Source organism: Bacillus sp. CIS52, from assembly GCF_053545315.1.
Genome location: NZ_JBIUFR010000001.1, coordinates 276,550 through 295,105, shown reverse-complemented (window position 1 = coordinate 295,105; position 18,556 = coordinate 276,550). Strand labels below are relative to the sequence as shown.

Annotated in this window: 15 protein-coding genes; all 15 read left to right on the top strand. The window is 45.7% G+C overall.

Translation table 11 applies throughout. The features are described from left to right. Window positions 1-4 precede the first annotated feature (4 nt). Complete coding sequence (locus ACH32G_RS00895) at window positions 5-2,368, top strand: DNA translocase FtsK (RefSeq protein WP_448813905.1); 2,364 nt, start codon at window positions 5-7, stop codon at window positions 2,366-2,368. Window positions 2,369-2,492: 124 nt separating this feature from the next. Beyond that, window positions 2,493-3,218 carry a GntR family transcriptional regulator gene (locus tag ACH32G_RS00890; RefSeq protein WP_016936073.1) on the top strand — a complete coding sequence of 242 codons (726 nt, stop codon included), beginning with the start codon at window positions 2,493-2,495 and terminating at the stop codon, window positions 3,216-3,218. 111 nt (window positions 3,219-3,329) lie between these two features. Then, a complete protein-coding gene (locus tag ACH32G_RS00885) occupies window positions 3,330-4,562 on the top strand; it encodes an MFS transporter (protein ID WP_016936072.1) in 1,233 nt (410 codons plus the stop codon). A gap of 103 nt (window positions 4,563-4,665) precedes the next feature. Continuing rightward, window positions 4,666-5,121 carry a MarR family winged helix-turn-helix transcriptional regulator gene (locus ACH32G_RS00880; RefSeq protein WP_047474938.1) on the top strand — a complete coding sequence of 152 codons (456 nt, stop codon included), beginning with the start codon at window positions 4,666-4,668 and terminating at the stop codon, window positions 5,119-5,121. Then, entirely contained in the window at window positions 5,121-8,240 is a 3,120-nt protein-coding gene (locus ACH32G_RS00875) for an MMPL family transporter (protein WP_448813904.1), read from the top strand. The genes ACH32G_RS00880 and ACH32G_RS00875 overlap by 1 nt, the downstream gene beginning before the upstream one ends. A gap of 151 nt (window positions 8,241-8,391) precedes the next feature. Beyond that, complete coding sequence (yfmF, locus tag ACH32G_RS00870; RefSeq protein ID WP_366969379.1) at window positions 8,392-9,672, top strand: EF-P 5-aminopentanol modification-associated protein YfmF; 1,281 nt, start codon at window positions 8,392-8,394, stop codon at window positions 9,670-9,672. After that, window positions 9,669-10,955 carry an EF-P 5-aminopentanol modification-associated protein YfmH gene (yfmH, locus tag ACH32G_RS00865; RefSeq protein ID WP_016936068.1) on the top strand — a complete coding sequence of 429 codons (1,287 nt, stop codon included), beginning with the start codon at window positions 9,669-9,671 and terminating at the stop codon, window positions 10,953-10,955. The genes yfmF and yfmH overlap by 4 nt, the downstream gene beginning before the upstream one ends. 58 nt (window positions 10,956-11,013) lie before the next feature. Beyond that, on the top strand, window positions 11,014-11,742 hold the full coding sequence (gene ymfI, locus ACH32G_RS00860; protein WP_095240826.1) for an elongation factor P 5-aminopentanone reductase: 729 nt from the start codon (window positions 11,014-11,016) through the stop codon (window positions 11,740-11,742). Window positions 11,743-11,817: 75 nt separating this feature from the next. Beyond that, complete coding sequence (locus ACH32G_RS00855; protein ID WP_003154150.1) at window positions 11,818-12,075, top strand: DUF3243 domain-containing protein; 258 nt, start codon at window positions 11,818-11,820, stop codon at window positions 12,073-12,075. 128 nt (window positions 12,076-12,203) lie between these two features. Next, entirely contained in the window at window positions 12,204-12,995 is a 792-nt protein-coding gene (locus tag ACH32G_RS00850; protein WP_007409819.1) for a DUF3388 domain-containing protein, read from the top strand. Window positions 12,996-13,013: 18 nt separating this feature from the next. After that, on the top strand, window positions 13,014-13,901 hold the full coding sequence (locus ACH32G_RS00845; RefSeq protein WP_016936066.1) for a helix-turn-helix domain-containing protein: 888 nt from the start codon (window positions 13,014-13,016) through the stop codon (window positions 13,899-13,901). A gap of 74 nt (window positions 13,902-13,975) precedes the next feature. Continuing rightward, window positions 13,976-14,557, top strand: a complete 582-nt coding sequence (gene pgsA, locus ACH32G_RS00840) for a CDP-diacylglycerol--glycerol-3-phosphate 3-phosphatidyltransferase (protein ID WP_016936065.1) — start codon at window positions 13,976-13,978, stop codon at window positions 14,555-14,557. 17 nt (window positions 14,558-14,574) lie between these two features. After that, a complete protein-coding gene (locus ACH32G_RS00835) occupies window positions 14,575-15,825 on the top strand; it encodes a competence/damage-inducible protein A (protein ID WP_016936064.1) in 1,251 nt (416 codons plus the stop codon). A gap of 171 nt (window positions 15,826-15,996) precedes the next feature. Beyond that, window positions 15,997-17,040, top strand: coding sequence for a recombinase RecA (gene recA, locus ACH32G_RS00830; protein ID WP_015417498.1), 1,044 nt, complete (start codon window positions 15,997-15,999; stop codon window positions 17,038-17,040). A 166-nt stretch (window positions 17,041-17,206) separates the two neighbouring features. Further along, window positions 17,207-18,388 (top strand): serine hydrolase domain-containing protein, encoded by a 1,182-nt coding sequence (locus tag ACH32G_RS00825; protein WP_448813903.1) that lies wholly within the window; start codon window positions 17,207-17,209, stop codon window positions 18,386-18,388. The last annotated feature ends 168 nt before the right edge of the window (window positions 18,389-18,556 follow it).

Here is an 18,556-nt window from a genome sequence, read left to right as displayed (position 1 = left end):
GAGTGTGGCAAAGAAAAAACGGAAATCTAAAAAGAAACAAGAGAGTAAGCTCAATCTAAAATACGAACTAAGCGGACTGCTCTGCGTTGCAATCTCGATTATTGCTGTTTTGCAGCTCGGCGTTGTGGGACAGACATTTGTGTACTTGTTCCGTTTTTTTGCCGGAGAGTGGTTTATTTTATGCTTAATTGCGCTCTTCCTTCTGGGAATTTCGCTGTTTTGGAAAAAGAAGAGTCCAAGTCTTTTAACGAGAAGGAAAGCCGGATTGTACTGTATTATCGCCAGTATTTTGCTGCTGTCTCACGTACAGCTCTTTAAAAATCTGTCTCATCACGGGTCGATTCGGTCCGCAAGTGTCATCGGCAACACGTGGGAGCTGTTTATGATGGATATGAAACAGCAGGCCGCCTCGCCTGATTTGGGCGGCGGTATGATCGGCGCGGTACTGTTTGCAGCTTCTCACTTTTTATTTGCATCAACGGGTTCACAGATCATGGCGATCGTGCTGATCTTAATGGGGCTGATTCTTGTAACGGGGCGTTCACTGCAGGAAACGCTCAAAAAATGGACGAGCCCCGTCGGCCGGTTTATCCGCGGTCAATGGCAGGCATTTCTTGAGGATATGAAAACGGTCAGAACGAATATGTCTTCGCCGAAAACAAAAACCAAATCGGGCAAAAAACAAAAACGGGTTCAACAGAAAAAAGAAGTGCCTGAGCCAGAAGAAGAGGATGAGGAAATTATTTCGCCGATCATCCATTCAGAGCCGATTATTTCAAGCTTCTCAGACCGTCAGGAGAAGCGTGACGAACCGATGATTTCTGAAGAGACGCAGGAGACGGCTCAAATGGTAAAAGAAGAGCCCTCCGGCGGCGCTCAAGACAGTGACGAACCGGCGGCTGCGGCTCCGCCCATGACGTTTACAGAGCTTGAAAATAAGGATTACCAAATGCCTTCATTGGACATTCTGGCTGACCCGAAACATACAGGCCAGCAGACCGATAAGAAGAACATTTACGAGAATGCAAGAAAACTCGAACGGACTTTTCAAAGCTTCGGCGTAAAGGCGAAAGTGACGCAGGTTCATCTCGGTCCGGCGGTCACAAAATATGAGGTCTATCCGGACGTCGGGGTCAAAGTCAGTAAAATCGTGAATCTGAGTGATGACCTCGCACTCGCGCTTGCCGCGAAGGATATCCGGATAGAAGCGCCGATTCCGGGGAAATCAGCAATCGGCATCGAGGTGCCGAACGCTGAAGTTGCGATGGTTTCGTTAAAAGAAGTGCTTGAATCCAAGCTCAACGACAAGCCGGATGCGAAACTTCTGATCGGGTTGGGGCGAAACATTTCCGGGGAGGCTGTGCTTGCCGAACTGAACAAAATGCCCCATCTGCTCGTCGCTGGGGCCACGGGAAGCGGGAAAAGCGTCTGTGTCAACGGTATTATTACAAGCATCCTGATGCGAGCCAAACCGCATGAAGTGAAAATGATGATGATTGACCCGAAAATGGTTGAGCTGAATGTGTATAACGGCATTCCTCATCTGCTTGCGCCGGTCGTGACAGATCCGAAAAAGGCCTCACAGGCTTTAAAAAAGGTCGTCAATGAGATGGAGCGCCGCTATGAACTGTTCTCCCATACGGGCACGAGAAATATAGAAGGCTATAACGACCATATCAAGCGGTCAAATGCCGAAGAAGAAGTAAAGCAGCCTGAACTGCCGTACATCGTCGTTATCGTTGACGAGCTTGCCGATCTGATGATGGTCGCTTCTTCCGACGTGGAAGATTCGATTACGAGACTTTCACAGATGGCTCGGGCGGCAGGCATTCATTTGATTATCGCGACACAGCGGCCTTCAGTCGATGTCATTACCGGAGTGATTAAAGCCAACATTCCGTCGAGAATTGCCTTCAGCGTCTCATCTCAGACCGATTCACGGACGATTTTAGATATGGGCGGCGCTGAAAAACTTCTCGGCCGCGGAGATATGCTGTTTCTGCCTGTAGGCGCGAATAAGCCTGTGCGGGTCCAGGGAGCATTTTTATCGGATGAAGAGGTTGAGCATGTCGTAGATCATGTCATCACACAGCAAAAAGCGCAGTACCAAGAAGAAATGATCCCGGAAGAAACCGCGGAAACACACAGTGAAGTGACGGATGATCTGTATGACGAAGCGGTCGATTTGATTATCGGCATGCAGACGGCATCTGTCTCCATGCTTCAAAGACGGTTCAGGATCGGATACACGAGGGCCGCGCGTCTGATCGACGCAATGGAGGAACGGGGCGTCGTCGGGCCGTATGAAGGAAGCAAACCGAGGGAAGTACTATTATCAAAAGAACAATATGATGAGCTCTCTTCTTAAAAAGGAGAGAGCTTTCGCTTAAAATGATACCGCCAAAATCATTCCTATTTATTTTTTTATCAAAACATGATATAGTTGTCCCAATTGTTCAATAATTTATGAAAGTGGTTTACGGAGGGGAAACATGTCTACAAAAGCTGACAATCGTCACTTGTATTTAAAAGTGATTGAGCGAATCAAAGAGGATATACAAAACGGAATTTACACCGAAAAGGAAAAGCTTCCTTCTGAATTTGAGCTTTCAAAATCGATGGGTGTCAGCCGGGCAACTCTGCGTGAAGCTTTACGTATCCTTGAAGAGGAGCATGTGATTATCAGAAGGCACGGTGTGGGCACTTTCGTCCATACAAAACCGCTGTTTCTTTCAGGTATTGAACAGCTCAACAGTGTGACGAAAATGATTCAGCAAGCGAACATGGTGCCGGGTACGATTTTTTTGTCGTCTCAGGTTATTACACCGTCTGATGAAGATATCGCAAGATTCCGGCTTGAGCCTGAGCAGGAGCTTTTTTATTTGGAGCGCGTGAGAACGGCAAGCGGCACTCCGGTCGTTTACTGTCTGGATACGATTCCGATGGACATTCTGCCGAATTCTTTCTGTCATGAACAGGAATCCATTTTTGATCTCTTGGAAAAAAACTCCGAATCTGTGATCAGCTATGCCGTTGCTGATATTGAACCGATCGGATACCACGATACGATTTCACCGGTTTTGGAGTGCGAACCGGAGACGGCGCTTTTATTGCTGAAACAAACCCACTATAATCAGCATGATGAGCCTGTGCTGTATTCATTAAATTATTTCCGGGCTGATAAGTTCAGCTTTCATGTTGTCAGAAAACGTTTTTAAGACAGACGCGTCATGTGTCTGTTTTTTTATTTGCGCCGTTCGTACATACTTTGTTTGCCGCAAGACACAATAAAACAGGAAACAACCAAGTATAGTGAATGGGTGAATAAGTTGAGTAAGAAGAAAAATGGAACGAAAAATATCATTGCTTTGGCTTCTGTACCGCTCGTCATGACACTCGGGAATTCGATGCTGATTCCTGTCCTTCCGATGATTGAAAAGAAGCTGTCCATATCGTCTTTTCAAGTATCGTTAATTATAACGGTATATTCGATTGTGGCGATTATTTGTATTCCGATTGCCGGATATCTGTCCGATAAATTCGGAAGAAAAAAGGTCCTTCTGCCTTGTCTTCTCATAGCCGGTGCGGGCGGCGCGATTGCCGCGATAGCTTCGACCGCGTTCAAGCATCCATATCCCATTATCTTGGCGGGACGGGTGCTTCAGGGAATCGGTTCGGCAGGGGCGGCTCCTGTTGTGATGCCGTTTATCGGTGATTTGTTCAAGGGTGATGATGAGCGGATTACCGCGGGGCTCGGCGACATTGAAACGTCAAACACAGCCGGGAAAGTACTAAGTCCGATTCTCGGGTCGCTCTTGGCTGCTTGGTTCTGGTTTATGCCGTTTTGGTTCATTCCGTTTTTTTCGCTCATCAGTTTTTTTCTCGTTTTGTTTATGGTGGATAAGCCGGAAAAAAAGCAAAAAGAAGTGCCTTCTATTTCCGAATTCGTGAAAAATGTGGGTCACATATTTAAGCGTGACGGCCGCTGGCTCTTTACGGTATTTATCATCGGCTGCGTGATTATGTTTTTGCTGTTCGGGGTTCTGTTTTATTTATCAGACTCGCTGGAGAAGAAGTACGGAATTGACGGTGTGGCGAAAGGAGCGCTTTTGGCAATCCCGCTTTTATTTTTATCCGTCAGTTCGTATATAGCAGGCAGAAAAATCGGGAAAGACCAAGGCAAAATGAAGTTTTGCATCGTTTTCGGAATGAGTGCCGTGACACTGTCATTTATCGGCCTGTGGTGGAATCACAGTTTTTATTTATTATTTATCTTCTTGTGTGTCAGCGGTATCGGTATCGGAATGGCATTGCCGGCTTTAGACGCTGTCATCACAGAAGGCGTAGACAACGAGGAATCGGGAACCATCACCTCATTTTATAACAGCATGCGGTTTATCGGAGTAGCGGCGGGACCGCCGATATTTGCCGCACTGATGTCAAATGCGGGCTGGCTGATTTTCATTTTATCTGCTTTTTGCGGCATTGTATCAGTATTTTTAGCGCTGTTAAATATCTCTTCACAAGCAAAAGAAAAAAAGGAATCATTAAAGACGGTGTAATCTGCACTGTCTTTTTTTATTTGATTCTGAATATTGACATGATACTGTCAGCTCGTTATTCTTTAATAGTTAAACATATTAACTATTAAAGGAGGGGGAAAAGGTGCATGAAGAAAAAATAAAACAGCTCATTCAGCGTTATTCCGATGTATATCTGCACGTCTTAAAAAAAATTGACAGCATTATCGCCGAAAAAGTGAACAAAGAGCTGACATTGGATCAATATTACATACTCCGCTATATTATGCTCAATCCCGATTGCAAATCAATTGAACTGGCAGCGGTATGCCACGTCAACAAAAGCGCCATTACATCCATGACGAACCGCCTGTATGAAAAAGGATACATCAAAAGAGAACGGAGCCAAAGCGACCGCCGGAGCATTCTGTTAAACGTTACGGAAAAGGGGACGGAAGTATTTCACCGGGTGGAGCGGCGGATTGAGGATCTCGTCCGTTCATACATTATGCATTTTGATGAAGACGAGGCGGAAATGTTCGTTAATACATACGAAAAATTATATCGACTGATGATGACAGAGGAGGATCGGCAGACATAATGAAAAAGATTATCCAAGCCCGCTGGATTATCGCCGCGGCATGGATCGCCGCAACGGTGATATTTATGCTTACAGCGCCTGATATGGCTGAATTGACACGGGAGAAAGGGCAGATTTCCGTACCGGACGGATATTCCTCTTCTTACGCCCATAAACTGCTTGATGAAATGTCTGATTCAGACGCACCGTCTTCTTCAGCCGTCATCGTATTTCACGAGAAAGGCTTAATGACAGACAAAAAAGCTCGTTTGCAGGAGGCTGTGGACACTTTATCTGAACATAAAAAAGCGCTTCATATTAAAACGGTGACCTCATATTTCGGGGAAAAAAATGAAGACGTCAAAAAACAGCTTCTGTCAAAAGACAGACAAACGATGCTCGTTCAGCTGCAGCTTGATACATCGAAAAATGACATCCTCAAAATAAAAAACAAAATTGATAAAGAACTGAAACCGTACGGCGTATCATACGGTATCACAGGCCAGTCGCTGATTGACGAAGATGTGTTGAAAAGCTCGCAGGACGGCTTAAAAAAGACTGAATATATAACGGTTGCCTTTATCCTGATCGTGCTGATTCTTGTATTCCGGTCAGTGGTTGCTCCGTTTGTGCCGCTTTTATCTGTATTAATTTCTTATTTAGTCAGCCAGTCCATTGTCGCATTTTTAGTCGATCAGCTGGATTTCCCGCTCTCAACTTTTACGCAGATTTTTATGGTTGCGATTATGTTCGGAATCGGCACAGACTATTGCATCCTGCTTCTCAGCCGCTTTAAAGAAGAACTGTCTCACGGCGCTGATATAAAAGAAGCGATCGTCGTGACCTATAAAACGGCCGGAAAGACGGTTTTATATAGCGGCGGAGCAGTATTGATCGGATTTGCCTGCATCGGATTTGCGACATTTAAACTGTATCAGTCGGCAGCCGCCGTTGCGGTCGGCGTCGCGGTGCTGCTGCTTGCACTCATGACGATCGTGCCGTTTTTTATGGCTGTTTTAGGAAAAAGACTGTTTTGGCCTGTTAAGGGCGATATTTCCCATCCGCAAAGCAAAGCATGGGAAACGGCAGGGCGGTTTTCATTTAAAAGGCCGCTCATCAGTCTTGCAATCGTGGCGGTATTTACCGTCCCGCCTATCCTTCTTTACAAAGGCGCTCTATCTTACAACAGCCTTGACGAAATCGGGGATAAATATGAATCCGTCCGCGCCTTTAATACGATTTCAGACGCATTCGGCCCCGGAGAACTTCTTCCGGCGACAGTCGTCATCAAAAATGACGACAAATTAAATACCGAAAAACACCTGATTGATATCGAAAAAATCAGCAGAGAACTTGAAAAAACAGAGGGTGTAAAAACGGTCAGAAGCGCCACGCGCCCTGCGGGAAATGGATTGAATCAATTATTTGTCACAAATCAGGCAAAACAGCTTCAAGAAGGGCTTGATAAAGGCAATACAGGACTTGAAAAAATAACGGACGGTTTAGGGCATGCCGCAAAGTCGTTAGCTGATTCACAGCCGCAGATTGAAGAGTCGGGAAAAAGCGTCAATCAGCTTATTGACGGAACACTGTCTCTGAAATCCGGGCTTTCTGATATAGGAGAAAACCTGAATAAACTGCAGGCGGGCGTCAATAAGAATAAAGCCGGCGTCGCTCAAATGAGAAAGCAGATTGAAGAACAGAAACAAATGCTCTCTATGCAGCTCAGCCAAAACAGCGGTCTCGCTTCAGAAACGCAAAACGCTTTAAAGCTGGTCAAAACCGTTCTGCCGATGAAAAATGAAGCGAGCAGGCAGCTTGCTGATTTGAACAAACAGCTTAACCGGCTGCCGTTTGCAAAACTGGAAGCATCGATACCGGCAGTGAAAGCTGATCCGTCCTATCAAGTGATCAAATCGGCATTTACAGATGTACAGTCAGCCGTTTCCAAAGCAAATAGAGACGCCGAAGCGTTTTCTAAAGAGGTTGACAGTCAAAAGGATCATCTGCAGCAAGCGGAAAAACAATTTTCCCGACTGTCAGCCGCCCAGAAAAAGATTGACACCCAAATTAACGCAATGATTAACGGTCTGACCCAAATTGAAAACGGCCTTCAGCAAGTGTCAGACGGCCAGGGGGCTCTCGCCGGACAAATGCCGCGCCTTGAATCGGCGGCAGGGCAGCTCGCGGAAGGTCAGAAAAAAATGCAGAGCGGTCTCGGTGATTTTTCTTCCCAGCTCAGCGATCTTTCTTCCGGCCTTAACGATAGTGTAAAAGGGCTTAAGAAAGTGTCAAGCGGCATGATGGGGGCGAATGATTATCTGGGTGAACTTCATAAGGCGTCAGACAAAGAAATGGCCGGCTGGTTTGTGCCGAAAGACGCCTTGGAAAATAGCGATTTCACAAGCGTGTTTAATACGTACATGTCAGATGACAGAAAAACGACAGAATTAACCGTTGTTCTTGATAACAACCCTTATTCAAATACGGCTATTCAAGATATTGAAGCGATCAAAGCGAGCGTTAAAAGGATCATTCCGAACACGGATCTGAAAAATGCCTCTTTCGGCGTCTCCGGGGTTTCCAGCATGAATGCCGATTTAAAAGAAGTATCGGATTCAGATTTCAAACGGACGGCAATGTTTATGCTGGCGGGCATTTTTCTGATTCTCATCGTGATGCTGCGCTCCCTCATTATGCCGGTTTATTTAGTGGCTTCGCTCGTTCTGACGTATTTCGCATCCATCGGGGTGACGGAATACATCTTTACACACTTCTTCGGGTATCCGGGCGTAAACTGGGCCGTGCCGTTTTTCGGCTTTGTCATTCTGATGGCTCTTGGTGTGGATTATTCCATCTTTTTAATGGACCGCTTTAATGAGCTGAAAAAAGAAGGAACGGAAGCCGCGATGATCAGCAGTATGAAAAATATGGGATCGGTCATCATTTCGGCGGCAATTATTTTAGCGGGAACCTTTGCGGCCATGCTGCCGTCAGGCGTTCTTTCCCTTTTGGAAATTGCAACCGTGGTATTAACCGGCCTCCTCATGTATGCAATTGTTGTCCTTCCGTTTTTTGTACCGGTTATGGTGAAAATATTCGGAAGAGCCAACTGGTGGCCTTTCAATTTGAAAAAATAACGTACAATGCCTCTGCCTGTTTTCTGGCAGAGGTGTTTTGTTTCCTTATAAATCCTCCAGTTGATATAATTACATCTGCGCACTCTTTTTTGCGAATGCTGAATTTTGGTCATAATACATACTATTAAAGAATGAACGAAGGAGGTTTCACATGACTTACGTAAATGAAATGAAGTCAAAGCACGGCGGAATCACCGCCCACATCGTAAAGACTGAGAAATTTAAAACTGTTTCACTGACGTTTAAAATGCTGGCTCCTTTAACAAAAGAGCTCGTAACAAAAAGGGCGCTGTTTCCTCATGTGCTTCTCCGCGGTACAGAAAGCCGGCCGAAAACCGCTGATTTGCGTTCTTATTTCGATGAGCTGTACGGGACATCCGTTTCCGCTGATCTGACAAAAAAGGGAGAACGTCATGTTATTACGTTCCGGCTTGAGATTCCCAATGAAAAATATCTGAAGGACCGCACACCATTATTGGAAAAAGGGCTTCAGCTTTTATCAGAGCTTGTCTTTTCACCTGCTTTGGAAAACGGCGCCTTCCTGCCCCTTTATGTCACGCAGGAAAAACGGACGCTGAAACAGCGGATTCAAGCCGTATATGACGATAAAATGAGATATTCTAATCTCCGTCTCGTTCAGGAAATGTGCAAAAGCGAACCGTATGCCCTTCACGTCAACGGTGAGATCGATGATGTCGAACATATTATGCCGCAAGATCTGTATGAAGCCTATCAAAAAGCCATACGCGAAGATCAGCTGGACCTGTATGTCATCGGTGATGTTGACACAGATCAAGTGAAAACGGCTGTTGATACGTATTTTAAAACGGCCGAACGGGCGCAGCAGCCTTTAGAAAGAAGCACGGCGAATGAACAGCCTGACCCGAAGGAAGTCATTGATGAAGAGGACGTCAAACAAGGCAAACTGAATATCGGATTCCGGACCAATACGACATACACAGATCCGGACTATCCGGCATTGCAAGTGTTTAACGGGCTGTTCGGAGGTTTTTCTCATTCAAAGCTGTTTATAAATGTCCGTGAAAAAGCGAGCCTCGCCTATTATGCAGCCTCAAGGGTGGAAAGCTTCAAAGGGCTCCTGATGGTCATGTCAGGCATTGAAGTGAAAAATTATAAGCAGGCCGTCACCATTATTGAAGAACAATTTCAGGCTATGCAAAACGGTGATTTTTCAGAGGACGATATCGCCCAAACGAAAGCCGTTATTAAAAACCAAGTGTTAGAAACGATTGATACGGCATACGGCTTAGCGGAATTTCTGTATCAGCAGGCTTCAGCCCAAGTGGAGATACCGATCGAAACTTTCCTTGACAATATCGAGAAAGTGACGAAAGAGGACATTATCAATGTCGGAAAGAACATCAAGCTGGATACGACTTATTTCTTAAAAGGGACGGGGGGAGCATCTTGACTAAACCGATAAACTACGAACAGCTGCAAGAAACGCTGTATCATGAAAAAATGGCAAACGGCCTTGATGTCTATGTGCTGCCGAAACAGGGCTTTAATAAAACATACGCCGTGTTTACGACAAAGTATGGTTCCATTGACAATCAGTTCGTTCCTTTAAATAAGGAAGAAATGGTTCACGTCCCTGACGGAATCGCGCATTTTCTTGAGCATAAACTGTTTGAAAAAGCGGACGGCGACGTGTTTCAGGATTTCAGTAAGCAGGGGGCATCGGCAAATGCCTTTACTTCATTTACACGAACCGCTTATCTGTTCTCCAGCACTTCAAATGTAGAGAAAAACCTGGAAACACTCGTGGATTTTGTTCAAGATCCGTATTTCACGGAAAAATCAGTGGAAAAAGAAAAAGGCATCATCGGCCAAGAAATTAACATGTATGATGATAATCCGGATTGGCGGCTGTTTTTCGGTCTTATCGAAAATATGTATAAAGACCACCCCGTGAAAATTGACATTGCCGGAACGGTAGAAAGCATCTCACATATTACGAAAGATCTGCTGTATGAGTGCTATGAAACATTTTATCACCCGAGCAATATGCTGCTCTTTATCGTCGGTCCCGTTGATCCTGAAGCGATCATCAGCCAGGTGCGGAAAAACCAGGAGAAAAAGCCGTTTACAGATCAGCCTGAAATCAAACGTGAAGAAGTTCAGGAGCAGGAAGCGGTTTTCCGCCGGGAGCAGGAATTAAAAATGAACGTCCAAGGCTCAAAATGTCTTGTCGGCTTAAAGGCGAAAAACCCTTATAAAACGGGGCGGGAGCTGTTGAAGCACGAGCTCAGCATGAACCTCATGCTTGAATGTCTCTTCGGAAAAAGCTCACCGCATTACGGCGACTTGTACGACAAAGGCTACATTGATGAAACCTTCAGCTTTGATTATACGGCTGAATACGGATTCGGTTTTGCCTCTGTCGGAGGAGATACACCGGAGCCGGATAAGCTTGCTGACGAATTAAAACAGATGCTGCTTGATGCGGGATCAGCCGTGACTGCGGAAAAACTTGACCTGGCGAGAAAAAAGAAAATCGGGTCATTTTTAAAAGCGCTCAATTCGCCTGAATATATCGCCAACCAATTCACGCGCTACGCCTTTTTAGATATGAGTCTGTTTGATGTTGTAACCGTACTGGAGCAGATTACCCTGGAAGACGTAGAGCGGGTCATTAAAGAAGAAGTGTCAGAAGACAGGCTGACAGTCTGCAAAGTCGTGCCAAAATCATAAAAAAACATCCCTCACGCCCTGAGGGATGTTTTTCTGGGGAAAGAAGGAATGTTGATTGATGAAACAGACAGCGCTCGTCACCGGAGCAAGCGGCGGAATCGGACAAAGTATAAGTGAAGTCCTCGCAAAAAACGGATATGACGTGCTTTTGCATTATCATTCTAATAAAGAAGCCGCACACAGGCTTGCGGAAAGGTTGAGCGCATCATTCGGTGTAAAAGCTTCCGTTATTCAGGCGGATCTGTCCTCACCGGAAGGCGCGGAGACACTCAGCCGCTCCGTTAAACAGCCTGTGGACGCTCTGATATTAAACAGCGGCAAAAGTCATTTCGGCCTGATTACGGACGTGACGGATGACACGGCCCGGGAGATGGTGCAGCTGCATGTGACGAGCCCGTTTTTGTTGGCGCGTAATCTGGTGCCCGGCATGATCCGGAAAAAAAGCGGTGGCATCGTCGCGATCGGTTCCGTATGGGGAGAAACAGGCGCATCGTGCGAAGTGTTATACAGCATGGTCAAAGGAGCGCAGCATTCGTTCGTCAAAGCGCTTGCCAAAGAGCTTGCTCCGAGCGGCGTCCGCGTGAACGCAGTCTCGCCGGGCGCCGTTGATACAAATATGCTTGATCAGTTTACGTCTGATGAAAAAGAAGCATTGGCAGAGGAAATACCCGCGGGCCGGCTGGCAAATCCCGAGGAAATCGCCGAAGCGGCAGCGTTTTTATTATCGGAGAAGGCTTCCTATATTACCGGACATATATTATCGGTAAACGGCGGCTGGCACTGCTGAAAAAAATGTGTGTATAGTTTGCATCTGCACGGACAAAATAATTTTGTAACAACAGATGAAATGGAGGAAGCCAACATGTCAGTATTAGAAAACTGGGATAATTGGAAGAATTTCCTTGGTGACAGATTGAACTATGCACAGGAAAAAGGGATGAGTGATGAAACGATCACTGACCTCGCTACAGAAATCGGCGGTTACCTTGCGAACGAAGTCGACTCGAAAAACCATCAGGAAAAAGTGCTTGCTGATCTTTGGAGCGTTGCTTCTGAAGATGAACAGCGCGCCATTGCAAATATGATGGTGAAGCTTGTTGAAAATAACAGCACTCATTAAGAGGGGAGGATTTCTCCTCTCTTTTTTTATGTTTTCCTCTATAGAGCAACATTCTTCTTTCTAATTAGAGAAAAATGTTTTATGATAAAGGAAGGTAAAAATTTGCCACAATGGAGGGGGTATATCATTTGGCAAAGCTCGAATGGTATTTTGAATATGAAATTCAAGTGAACCGCCCCGGCCTGCTCGGGGATATTTCATCTCTTCTCGGGATGCTGTCAATTAATATTGTCACAATTAACGGTGTCGACCTTTCCAGAAGGGGAATGCTGCTCAGATGCCGGCATATAGATCAAATTAAACGATTGGAATCAATTTTAAAAACAATGGAGACCATTAAAGTAACGAAGCTGAGAGAACCGAGGCTTCGCGACCGTCTCGCAGTCCGTCACGGAAGATACATTCAGCGTGATGCCGATGATAAAAAAACCTTCCGCTTTGAAAGGGACGAGCTTGGCCTTTTGGTTGACTTTATGGCTGAGCTGTTTAAAAAAGAAGGGCACAAACTGATTGGAATCCGGGGAATGCCGCGGGTCGGAAAAACGGAGTCCATCGTTGCCTCAAGCGTCTGCGCCAGCAAAAGATGGCTTTTCGTATCTTCAACGCTGTTAAAACAAACAATTCGCAGCCAGCTGGTTGCCGATGAATACAGCACGGAAAACGTGTTTATCCTTGATGGCATCGTTTCGACAAGACGGGGCTCTGAGCGCCATCTTCAGCTTGTCAGTGAAATTATGAGGCTCCCGGCGACAAAGGTCGTGGAGCACCCGGATATTTTTGTTCAAAATTCGGAGTATACGCTCGATGATTTCGATTATATTATCGAACTCAGAAATGATCCTGACGAAGTCATTACATATGAACATGCAGAAGAACCGCAAATATTTGATCAGACCGGTTTTTCAAGCTTTGATTTTTAATATTGGAAGGTGTTTGTTGTGACAGAATTAGCAATCCGGCTTAAAGAAGCCAGAGAGGAAAAAGGGATGTCATTGGATGAACTCCAGGCGGCGACGAAAATTCAGAAAAGATACTTAACCGCTCTGGAAGAAGGCTCCTATGATGTCATTCCCGGCAATTTTTATGTGCGGGCGTTTATCAAGCAATACGCAGAAGCTGTCGGGCTTGATTCAGACCAATTATTTGAAGAATATAAAAAAGACATCCCGAACACGTATCATGACGATGTGTCGGAGAAAATCTCCGGTCTCGCCATGCAAAGGGAGCTGCCTAAGTCCTCAAAGGCGGCGGAATGGCTTCCGACCGTTCTTATTGTCATCGGTGTGATTATCGTCATTGCGATCGTGTATGCGATTATCCAGTTTGGAATTAGCAAGTCCGGGCAGACTGACAGCAATAAGGCCGTCACCCAAAGTGAGAGCAAGTATGAGATTCCTAAGGATTCTGCGCTGAAAAACGACGGCAATACAAATGACGGAGCGCAAACTGACAGCAAAAAAGACAAAAAAGCGCCAGAGCAGAAAAAGAAAGAAAAGAGCAGTGAAAAGACAGAGATCAAAGCGGCCGGAACAGAAGGCTCAGCTTCTTCATACAATGTTTCCGGAGCTGATAAGTACAAGCTTGAACTGATTGCTTCCGACAACGCTTGGATCCGCGTCCGTGATGACAGCGGCGGTTCATTAAAAGAAGGGACGCTGCAAAAAGGCGAAACCTACAAAAAAGACATCACAGATCAAAAGCAGATTGAAATACGCACGGGCTATGCCCCTAACCTGAAAATTAAAATCAACGGAGAGGTTCTGTCCTATGAACTCAATCCGCATGATGTGATGGCGCAGACCATAACAATCAAGATGAAAAAATAAAAGGGGAAAAAGTCATCTGAACGATTAAGATGACTTTTTCTTCACGTCCGAGTACATATTATTGGAGGGGCTTTATGTTTAACTTACCGAATAAAATCACACTGGCAAGAATCGCTTTAATTCCTGTATTTATGATTATCATGCTTGTTCCTTTTCAGTGGGGCAGCCTTCATATAGGGGATGAATCGATTCCGGTCGCACATCTTACGGGAGCTGTTTTATTCATTATCGCATCAACGACTGACTGGGTGGATGGCTACTACGCCAGAAAGCTGAACCTCGTGACAAACTTCGGGAAATTTTTAGATCCGCTGGCTGACAAGCTGCTTGTGTCCGCGGCATTAATTACGCTTGTGCAGTTTGACCTTGCGCCGGCATGGATGGTCATCGTCATCATCAGCCGCGAATTTGCCGTAACGGGACTAAGACTTGTGCTGGCGGGAACGGGGGAAGTCGTAGCCGCCAATATGCTGGGGAAAATTAAAACATGGGCTCAGATCATCGCTGTTGCAGCGCTTTTACTTCATAATCTCCCGTTTGAGCTCGTTTCTTTCCCGTTCGGCGATATCGCTTTATGGGTGGCCGTGCTCTTCACAGTCATTTCCGGCTGGGATTATTTTGCGAAGAACTGGGATGCGTTAAAAACATCTAACTAAGAAAGAAGGACTTGAACATGGAATTAGCAAAAAAAGCGGAAATCATTGCAGTCGGCTCAGAGCTTCTGCTCGGACAGATTGCCAATACGAACGCTCAGTTTATCAGTAAAGAGCTGGCGGAAATCGGCGTAAACGTGTTTTACCACACCGCTGTCGGTGACAATCCGGAGCGGCTTAAGCAAGTCATCCGCATTGCCGAAGAGCGCTCGGACCTGATTATTTTTTCAGGCGGCCTCGGACCGACCAAGGACGATTTAACAAAAGAAACCATTGCAAACACGTTGGGACGCCCGCTCGTTCTGAATGACGAAGCGTTCCGGTCGATTGAAGAGTATTTCGCGAAAACAAAACGGACCATGTCGCCGAATAACCGCAAACAGGCGCTCGTTATTGAGGGCTCGGACGTTTTGGCGAATCATTTCGGCATGGCGCCGGGAATGCTTGCAGAGCACGGATCAAGGCTTTATATGCTGCTTCCCGGACCGCCGAGCGAGCTGCGTCCGATGTTTGAAAATGAAGCGAAGCCGCTGCTTCTTAAAAAGCTCGGTTCAAATGAGAAAATCGTTTCAACCGTGCTGCGGTTTTTCGGAATCGGTGAATCTCAGCTTGAAGCTGATTTAGAAGATATCATTGACGCGCAGACGAATCCGACGATTGCGCCGCTTGCCGCTGACGGCGAGGTTACGCTTCGTTTAACGGCGAAACATGCCGATGAAAAAGAAACAGAACGGCTTTTAAAAGAAACGGAAGCCGCCATTTTAGAACGTGTCGGTGAATTTTTCTACGGATATGATGATACGTCCCTGGTGAAGGAGCTTTCAAAAGCATGCAGACAGAACGGAATCACGATTTCCTCTGCCGAAAGCTTTACAGGCGGACTGTTTTCAGAGTGGGTGACTGATTTAAGCGGCGCGTCTCAACTTTTTGCAGGGGGCGTTGTCTGCTATTCCGACAGCGTGAAACAGCATGTGCTCGGTGTGAAAGCCGAGACGCTCGCAGATAGCGGAGCGGTCAGCAAAGAGTGCGCGCGCGAGCTTGCCGCCGGTGTCAGAAAGCTGACCGGAAGCGATATCGGTATCAGCTTTACCGGAGTTGCGGGTCCGGATCCGCAGGAAGGGCATGCCCCGGGCCGCGTCTTTATCGGCATTTCCGCGGAAGGAAAAGAAGAGGTGCATGAATTTAACTTTGCCGGATCAAGAACCGGCATCAGAAAGCGTGCCGCTAAATACGGCTGCCATCTCATTTTAAAAATGCTGGATCAAAAATAAAGTTTTAAAAGGGCGTTTTCTCTGATTTTTAATTTTTACGAAGGGAATTATGTTCTTTTGAAGAAAAGCGAACGCGGAAAAAATCCGAATATGCGTTCGCTTTTTTCTTGGCAAATGTCAGTAAACAAGGTATAGTATATGTAGTGGCAAGATAAAGGAGGAAAAAAATAAATGAGTGATCGTCAGGCAGCCTTAGATATGGCTCTTAAGCAAATAGAAAAACAATTCGGCAAAGGTTCCATCATGAAGCTCGGGGAAAAAACGGATACAAGAATTTCAACGGTGCCGAGCGGCTCCCTTGCACTTGATACCGCTCTCGGAATAGGCGGATACCCGCGCGGACGGATTATTGAAGTGTACGGACCTGAAAGCTCAGGTAAAACGACCGTAGCGCTTCACGCCATCGCTGAGGTTCAGGAAAAAGGCGGACAGGCAGCATTTATTGATGCTGAGCATGCCCTTGATCCTGTTTATGCGCAAAAGCTCGGTGTCAATATCGAAGAGCTGCTTCTGTCTCAGCCGGATACGGGAGAGCAGGCGCTGGAGATTGCTGAAGCGCTGGTGCGAAGCGGAGCTGTTGATATCGTAGTCGTTGACTCTGTTGCGGCGCTTGTTCCAAAAGCTGAAATAGAAGGTGACATGGGTGACTCACACGTCGGTTTACAGGCGCGTCTCATGTCTCAGGCGCTCCGTAAGCTTTCCGGGGCCATCAATAAATCTAAAACAATCGCAATCTTTATTAACCAGATTCGTGAAAAAGTCGGCGTTATGTTCGGAAATCCGGAGACGACACCGGGCGGACGCGCGCTGAAATTCTATTCTTCCGTGCGTCTTGAAGTGCGCCGTGCCGAGCAATTAAAGCAGGGCAACGACGTGATGGGGAATAAAACGAGAATTAAAGTCGTAAAAAACAAAGTCGCTCCTCCGTTCCGTACGGCTGAAGTGGACATCATGTACGGTGAAGGAATCTCCAAAGAAGGGGAAATCATCGACCTTGGAACTGAACTTGATATCGTGCAAAAAAGCGGATCGTGGTATTCTTATGAAGAAGAACGCCTCGGACAGGGCCGTGAAAATGCCAAGCAGTTCTTAAAAGAAAATAAAGACATCATGCTGATGATTCAAGAACAAATCCGTGAACATTACGGTTTGGACAATAACGGTGTTACGGAAAAATCGGAAGAAACTCAGGAAGAGCTTGAATTTGAAGAATAAAAGCACGATCAAAAGGGCGGAATAAGCAATTTCCGCTCTTTTTTTGTGTGTTAAAAAAAACACTGGCTGTTTCGGAAAATTTTATCTGAAATGTTACAACTTTTTTCACCCTTCACTCGTCTAACATCATGGCGAAAGTTGAAATTATATCTGAGGAGGAAAAAAGATGACGAGCCCCCGCCGCACAAGAATTAACAAAAAAAGAAAGAAGAAATTGATGAAAACGGGAGGGCTGTTTCTTTTTCTGCTGCTTGTCACTGTTTTTATTATGATCTGGACCGTCACAGCGCATCACCGGGAGAAGGATTCTGTTAAAAGTGCTCCCACCGCTCAATCTGATTCTTCAAATGACCAGACTCAACAAAAAAAAGAAAAGACGCAAAAAGAGAAAACACCTAAATCAATCGATCACAATAAACGAATCAGCAATTACTTGCAACAGATCGGGTTCAGCGGCACAGCAATGGTCGTAAAAGATGGAAAAGTTGTGCTGAAAAAAGGTTTTGGCTATGCGGACCGAAAACAAAAAATCAAAAACAATCCGGAAACATCATATTATATCGGTTCTTCACAAAAGGCGTTAATTGCGACGGCTGTCCTGCAGCTTGAAGAAAAAGGGCTGCTTCAGACGAGTGACCCCGTCAGTACATACTTGCCGAATTTTCCTAACGGCACGCGCATCAAACTGAAAAACCTGCTCAATCATACGTCCGGCATAAACGGACATATTGAGGGTCAGGGACCGATTTCTCCCATTGATTTAATTAAGGATATAGAATACCGCGGAATTAAACGGCAGCCTGGGGTTTGGGATTACAGAGATTCCAATTATTCAGTGCTCGCCTATATCGTATCTCAGGTCAGCGGGGAGTCATACGAACAATATATAAAAGACCACGTATTCAAACCGGCCGGAATGAAGCATGCCGGATTTTACAAAACATTTGCTGAAGCCAAATATCCTGCCGTCGGCTACAAAGTTGATGAGAGCGGACAGCTTGTAACGCCTCACATTTTGGACTTATCGCAGCTGTATGGGGCGGGCGACATGTATATGAGTGCTGAAGATCTTTATAAATTTGATAAAGCGGTCGTCAACGGTACGCTTCTTTCGAAACAAAGCTTTACAAAAATGTTCACAGCCGGAAGCAGTGCCGCTTACGGCATGGGATTTTACATTGATCCGGGAAGCTATTCCAATCACGGTGTAATGCCCGGTTACAACATTTTGAACAGCTTCAGCCATTCGGCAGGCAAATATGTCATTTTACTGTCAAATATTCAGAATAACGCCAAATTAGGGCAGGTAAACAATAGAATTTACCAATTGCTTAACCAGCCGGACTAAACGAGCCTTCATTTGCGAAAAGCAGATGAAGGTGTGGTATGATATATACATGGCGAAGATTCTGAGCCGAAGACGAATCGTTAAGCTGGCAAGCTTGACAAGTATTTCCGACACAATTACAATGAAGTTGTAACATTTGTTTTTTTAACATGATTGTTAAACCATTTA